Raw genomic sequence first — 5504 nt, forward strand, 5'->3', positions numbered from 1 at the left:
CCATGATGGCATCTTCGGCATCGGCGAAGGGCTGACCGACCCAGACGCCAAGCGCATCGGCAGCGGCCTGACAACCGGCAACGGCCGCGTTGAATTCGGCTTCGCCATTTTCGGCAGCAGCGGCTGCATCCGTTGCGCCTTCTGTCGCTTCAGGCAGATCGCTTTCCGGCAATGTGGTTTCAGGCATCTGGCTATCGGGCAGATCACTCTCTGCCAGTTCCGCCACAGCCTCCGGCGCAGCCTCGCCGTTTGCCTGTTCTTCCGTGTTCTGATCGCAAGCTGCAACCAGCATGAAGGCGGCCACCGCCACCATGCCTGCAAGACCACCGCGCATCTTTTTCATTCTTCGCTCCTTCCATTGCGCTCCACCGGGCAGACAGCTCCGGCATCGGCGTCAGCTGAGAGAAAGCAGGTGAAATCGGGCAGAAGCGTGGCAGCGGATGGCGTATCTGCCCACCCGCTGCCCGCAAGACACCTAGCCGCAGAAAATGCGGACGATCCCGTCACCGTCATCAAGTTCAACATTGAGGCGGTTGGCACGGTAATCCATCGTGACAGGCTCACCCGGCCGGATGACACGGACGGTTGCGACACCCTCGCCTGCGCTCACGGCTTCCTTCGCCTCGTCCCATGGCTTCCCGGTCCAGACGGCAAGGGCTTCGGCGGCCGCCCGGCAACCTTCTTCCATCTCGTTCATGGCGGCGTTCACATCGGCTGCGTCGCTTTCAGCGGCGGCCTCTTCACCCAGCGCGTTGTCATCGGCGATCTGCTCCTCGACAACGGTTTCGGGGGTAGTCTCTTCAGCGGCCTTCTGTTCCGCCGGATCGTCACACGCCGCGAGGGCGAAGGCCACCACGGCGAAAAGCCCTATCATCGCTTTCTTCATTTTCCTCTCCTTTGTCGAGGGATCGCTCAGGCTCACTGATTGACCTGTGCCTTCTGCACGGATGCCTTCACCACGGGGATCTCGTGATCCTCGAGCGGACGCATCCAGTTCTTCCGCTTCAATGCTGCTTCGATATAGGGCGCAAGTTCTGCCTGCTTCTTCGCTTCCCGTTCGGCAGCTTCCGCCTTGAACTCCGGCATGACTTCCTTTGCGAAAAGCTCAAGCGACTCGCAAATATGCTCATGCTTGTTTCGGCCTGCCTGCTGCATGAAGATCACCTGATCGACGCCTGCATTCCGGAAGGCCTTGAGATGCGCGCGCATGTCGTCCGGTGTACCGATGCCGGTTGCAATGGCATCCGCCCGCTTTGCCGCATCGATCACTTCCTGCGTGCGGTTGCCGCGCGCCTTGATGTAATCGCCCCAGATATTCGTGCGACCCGGCACCGTGTCATGCGCGACAAGCGCGTTCAGCGCATAGCCGAAAAATTCAAAGCCTTCATGGCCACGGCGAATGGCTTCTTCACGGTCGTGATGCAGCGAGAAGTTCGACACCATCGCAATGTTTGCGTTCACGCTGTGACCGATGGGGCGGCACTCTTCCGATTTGATGATGCCGTAATAGATTTCCGACCAGTGATGCGCTTCTTCCGGGTCAAGGAAGGAGAAAGCAAGCGCACCGACGCCGAGCGATGCCGCAATGCGGATCGTGTCGCGGTTGGTGCAGGCCATCCACATGGGCGGATGTGGGCGCTGCACCGGCTTCGGCAGCACGTTGCGGCAGGGCATGGAGAAATATTTGCCTTCGAAACCCGGATAGGGATCGAGCACCATCATATTGGCGATCTGCTCTGCAGCTTCGATTGCCATGGCGCGCTTTTCCTTGGCGGGAATGCCGAAGCCGCCAAGCTCCAGCCGCGTCGCCCCTTCGCCGATACCAAACTCGACACGCCCGTTCGACATGATGTCGAGCGTTGCGAGACCTTCTGCCGTGCGGGCGGGATGGTTGTAGTTCGGAATGACCTGGCGGATGCCGTGGCCCAGCCTGATATTCTTCGTGACGGAAGCCGCTGCCGCGAGAAACACTTCCGGTGCGGAAGAATGGGAATATTCATCAAGAAAGTGATGTTCCACTTCCCAGGCGTGATCATAGCCAAGCCTGTCTGCCAGAACGATCTGCTCCAGTGCTTCGTGGAACAGACGCGCCTCGTCTCCCTCATTCCAGGGCTTCGGCAGTTGCAATTCGTAGAACACGCCAAACTTCATAGGCCACCTCCCGTCGCGTACTCCGGGGGATATCCGGGTACGTCTGTTTTCATTGCCAATGGGAGGAGTGTAATAGGCAAACCCCGCCTCTGCGAGTTTACAGAAGCGGGTGAGGTCGATCAGGCTCTGAGAGGCTTCAGACCGTCAATGGGGCCTATGTGCATGAGCCGAGGCTGCATTCCGATGCGCCGCCCGGAAGGCCAGTTCCTTTTCTGCCGCCACCCGCCGCAGATCGCTTTTCTCTGCCGCCACAATACTGCGCAGGTCTGAATCCGGCACAAGCCGCATATCGATCGGCCCGACCGATTCGACTACCTGACGCATCACTTCCTGCGACTCATAAAAGGAGCGTTTTCTGCTCCTGCGGCGGTTCGTGAGGCGCCGCCAGATATTGAATAAGGACATTGGGTACCGGTCTCGTGGTGGACAAATATGTCGCTCCGCCCCCCGGCCACCGACTTGCAAACGCCCCTTCGAACGTCCTCGCCTGACCGTTGCGAGAGCGATGTGAGGCTAAGTCTGCATGTCTGGTATCAGCCAGTGCTTATAAATCCGGAATGGGGCGATCAGGTGGCGATGGACGATTGATGGCGCTCGCATATAGGCTTCAGCCGATTTTTTTGTGCCGTGACGGACGAAATTCACCAGATATCGGGGTTGTTGATGAGGAAGCCACTTAAGATTGCCCATCGCGGGGGCGCGGGGCTCTGGCCCGAAAACACAATGGGTGCCTTTGAGCGGGCAATCGAGACGGGCGCAGACGGGATCGAGCTTGATGTGCATCTCTCGAAAGATGGCCGGCTGATCGTCCACCATGATGAGAGCCTGAAGCCCGCCATTGCCCGTGGCGCGGATGGAGAATGGCTCACACGCCCGACGCCGCTTCTGAAGACGCTGACCTATGAGGAACTGCGCGCCTATGATGTCGGGCGGCTTCGCCCCGGCGCAGGCTATGCGGGGCGCTACCCCGAACAGGCGCCGCTTGATGGCGAGCGCATCCCGCTTCTCGATGATGTTTACCGGCTCGTGAAAGAGAAGACGAAGCCCGGCTTTCGCCTTTATGTAGAACTGAAGACGGCGCTACTCGATCTGTCGCAATCTGCTGATCCGGTGGAACTGGCGGATGCTGCGGTGGCGCTTACCCGGAAATACGGGCTCGAAAAGACCGTCACGCTCATCTCTTTTGACTGGCGCTGCCTTGTCCGCGCGAAGGAGATCGCGCCTGAAATCCGCAATGCCTTCACGACATCACCCTTCTTCCAGATCGATCCGGAAGATGGTTCGGCCGCCTTTGACAAGCCTGGCTCGGAAGATGAAGCCCTCCGCCGCGCTTCTGCCGCCGGTGCGCCCTGGCTTGCCGGATATGACTGGCGCAACCAGCAGGGCGCGACTTTCGCCGAGCGCATGTTGCGCGCGATCGGTGCCGCCCCCGCCGATGGTTGGTTCGCCTGGTTTGGCGACATCACGCCCGAGACAGTCGCCCTCGCCGGTGAGCTCGGCTTCTCCGTTTCCGGCTGGACGGTGGATGAGGAAGCCGACATGAAGCGCCTGATCGGGCTTGGCGTCGAGGCGATCATCACCGACCGGCCGGACCGACTCGCAAAGGTGCTTGGCTCTTAGGGTCATACAAAAAGGCCCGGTCGCAGAACCGGGCCTTCTTCATTCCCATGCAACGCGGTTCAGCGCGGGGCCAGCACCATGACCATCTGGCGCCCCTCAAGGCGCGGATAGGATTCGACCTTCGCGATCGCGTCCACTTCGTCCTTCACCTTGTTGAGAAGCTGCATGCCAAGCTCCTGATGCGCCATTTCGCGGCCACGGAAGCGAAGGGTGACTTTCACCTTGTCGCCTTCATCGAAGAAACGGAGCATCGAGCGCATTTTCACTTCATAGTCATGCGTGTCGATATTCGGGCGCATCTTGATTTCCTTGACCTCAACGGTCTTTTGCTTCTTGCGCGCCTCGTTGGCCTTTTTCTGGGCCTGATATTTGAATTTCCCGTAGTCGAGAAGCTTGCATACGGGAGGTTTCGCGTTAGGCGACACCTCGACCAGATCCAGGCCGGCCTCTTCAGCCATGCGGATCGCTTCATCGGTGGGAATAACGCCGCGCTTTTCGCCCTCGGCGTCAATGAGCAACACGGTCGGCTCAACGATCATGTCGTTTATGCGCGGGCCCTCTTTCGTGGGCGGCGCCTGCATCGGTCTGCGAGCTATGAACACTTCTCCTTTTATCGACTCCGGCCGCGGGATTGCGCCCGGGAACGGAAATGATGCAAGCCCGCTTCCGGCGGCACCCGCATTCTGATCCGTTCCCGATGGTGCCGTACCCCGGCATCCTCCGGAAAACCAAGCACAGCTATAGATTTGAAGCCCGCCGCCCGCAAGTCAAGAAACAGGCGGGACAGCGCCCGCTGCGCTGCCAGACGGCGCTCTTTCGTGCCATTGTGGCCTCGGCCACACACAGAAGCGCAGGAGCCTCGTCATCGGGCCGACTTCCAGATCATAGATATGGTCCGCCGAGGCCCAGGACAAGCGCCGCGCCCGCGCCAGAAAGGCCGATGCTCCACGCAAGGCACCGTCTTCCCAGCCGGAATCAACGAGATCGCCTGCTGCTTTCAGGCCATCGGGTGTCGTGAGAAGGATGAGGTGTGCAGCGGGATGGGCGCCCCGCACCGCCAGAAGCGATGCGCGCGCATGGGCCGCGCCACCCGCGCCGAGCCACACGGCAATGACGGTTTTCCTCACTTCCCCGCCCGGTTCTGCGCGATGAGCCGCGCATAAATGGCGAGCGTGGTGGCGCACATCCGGGCCGCGGAATAATGCGTAGTGGCATTTTGGTAGCCCGCCGCACCCATCGCCGCGCGGGCTTCCGGCCCCATTTCCATCACCCGTGCCATGGCATCGGCAAGGGCGGATGCGTCGCCTGAGGCCACGCGGAAACCTGTTTCACCCTCGATCACCGTTTCGCGCTGGCCGCCTGCATCCGACACGATGACGGGGCGGGAGGCCGCTTGCGCTTCCACCGCCGTCCGCCCGAAAGGTTCCGCCTCGATCGACGGGGAGAGCACGCAGTCGGAAAACGCATAGGCGGCTGCCATGTCCTCGACATGACCCGTGAGCCGGACATGATGCTGAAGCCCTGCATCGGCGATCCTGCTTTCCAGCTCTTCCACATAGCCATCGCGGCCCTGCGCATCGCCTGCGAGAAGCAGCGTGAACTGTGTGAGGCCGCGCGCCACGAGAAGGCGTGCTGCTTCCACCGAGACAAGCTGCCCCTTCCAGCGGGTGAGCCGAGCAGGATGGAGAAAGAACGTGGCAGCTACATCTTTCGCAACGCCCCAACGCTTAACC

8 protein-coding genes are annotated in these 5504 nt (G+C 60.8%); 1 reads left to right on the top strand and 7 read right to left on the bottom strand.

What is annotated here, in order from left to right; genetic code table 11:
• The 4 genes from WBF74_RS00100 to WBF74_RS00115 all read right to left on the bottom strand — a co-directional run.
• Nucleotides 1-343, bottom strand: a 343-nt coding sequence (locus WBF74_RS00100; protein ID WP_424433599.1) for a hypothetical protein, incomplete at its 3' end; no start/stop codon positions are given.
• Nucleotides 344-475: 132 nt separating this feature from the next.
• A complete protein-coding gene (locus WBF74_RS00105; RefSeq protein ID WP_424433601.1) occupies nt 476-886 on the bottom strand; it encodes an I78 family peptidase inhibitor in 411 nt (136 codons plus the stop codon).
• A gap of 32 nt (nt 887-918) precedes the next feature.
• On the bottom strand, nt 919-2151 hold the full coding sequence (locus WBF74_RS00110) for an LLM class flavin-dependent oxidoreductase (RefSeq protein ID WP_424433603.1): 1233 nt from the start codon (nt 2149-2151) through the stop codon (nt 919-921).
• A 144-nt stretch (nt 2152-2295) separates the two neighbouring features.
• Entirely contained in the window at nt 2296-2475 is a 180-nt protein-coding gene (locus WBF74_RS00115; protein WP_424433605.1) for a hypothetical protein, read from the bottom strand.
• A gap of 339 nt (nt 2476-2814) precedes the next feature.
• Here WBF74_RS00115 and WBF74_RS00120 point away from each other — a divergent pair, with 339 nt between their 5' ends.
• Entirely contained in the window at nt 2815-3771 is a 957-nt protein-coding gene (locus tag WBF74_RS00120; protein WP_424433607.1) for a glycerophosphodiester phosphodiesterase family protein, read from the top strand.
• A 59-nt stretch (nt 3772-3830) separates the two neighbouring features.
• On the opposite strand, the gene infC is transcribed toward WBF74_RS00120, so the two are convergent.
• The 3 genes from infC to WBF74_RS00135 all read right to left on the bottom strand — a co-directional run.
• Nucleotides 3831-4352, bottom strand: coding sequence for a translation initiation factor IF-3 (gene infC / locus WBF74_RS00125; protein WP_424433613.1), 522 nt, complete (start codon nt 4350-4352; stop codon nt 3831-3833).
• Nucleotides 4353-4538: 186 nt separating this feature from the next.
• Entirely contained in the window at nt 4539-4898 is a 360-nt protein-coding gene (locus WBF74_RS00130) for a hypothetical protein (protein WP_424433609.1), read from the bottom strand.
• Nucleotides 4895-5504, bottom strand: a 610-nt coding sequence (locus WBF74_RS00135; RefSeq protein WP_424433611.1) for a glycosyltransferase, incomplete at its 5' end; no start/stop codon positions are given. The genes WBF74_RS00135 and WBF74_RS00130, both read right to left, overlap by 4 nt.

Origin of the sequence: Parvibaculum sp. (assembly GCF_049672805.1) — a bacterium.
In the GTDB taxonomy this organism is placed as follows: domain Bacteria; phylum Pseudomonadota; class Alphaproteobacteria; order Parvibaculales; family Parvibaculaceae; genus Parvibaculum.

Bases quoted from the DNA above. Each gene is read 5' to 3' on its own strand.
- WBF74_RS00105 (WP_424433601.1), bottom strand. From the start codon at position 886: ATGAAGAAAGCGATGATAGGGCTTTTCGCCGTGGTGGCCTTCGCCCTC.
- WBF74_RS00110 (WP_424433603.1), bottom strand. From the start codon at position 2,151: ATGAAGTTTGGCGTGTTCTACGAATTGCAACTGCCGAAGCCCTGGAAT.
- WBF74_RS00115 (WP_424433605.1), bottom strand. From the start codon at position 2,475: ATGCGTCAGGTAGTCGAATCGGTCGGGCCGATCGATATGCGGCTTGTG.
- WBF74_RS00120 (WP_424433607.1), top strand. From the start codon at position 2,815: ATGAGGAAGCCACTTAAGATTGCCCATCGCGGGGGCGCGGGGCTCTGG.
- infC (WP_424433613.1), bottom strand. From the start codon at position 4,352: ATGCAGGCGCCGCCCACGAAAGAGGGCCCGCGCATAAACGACATGATC.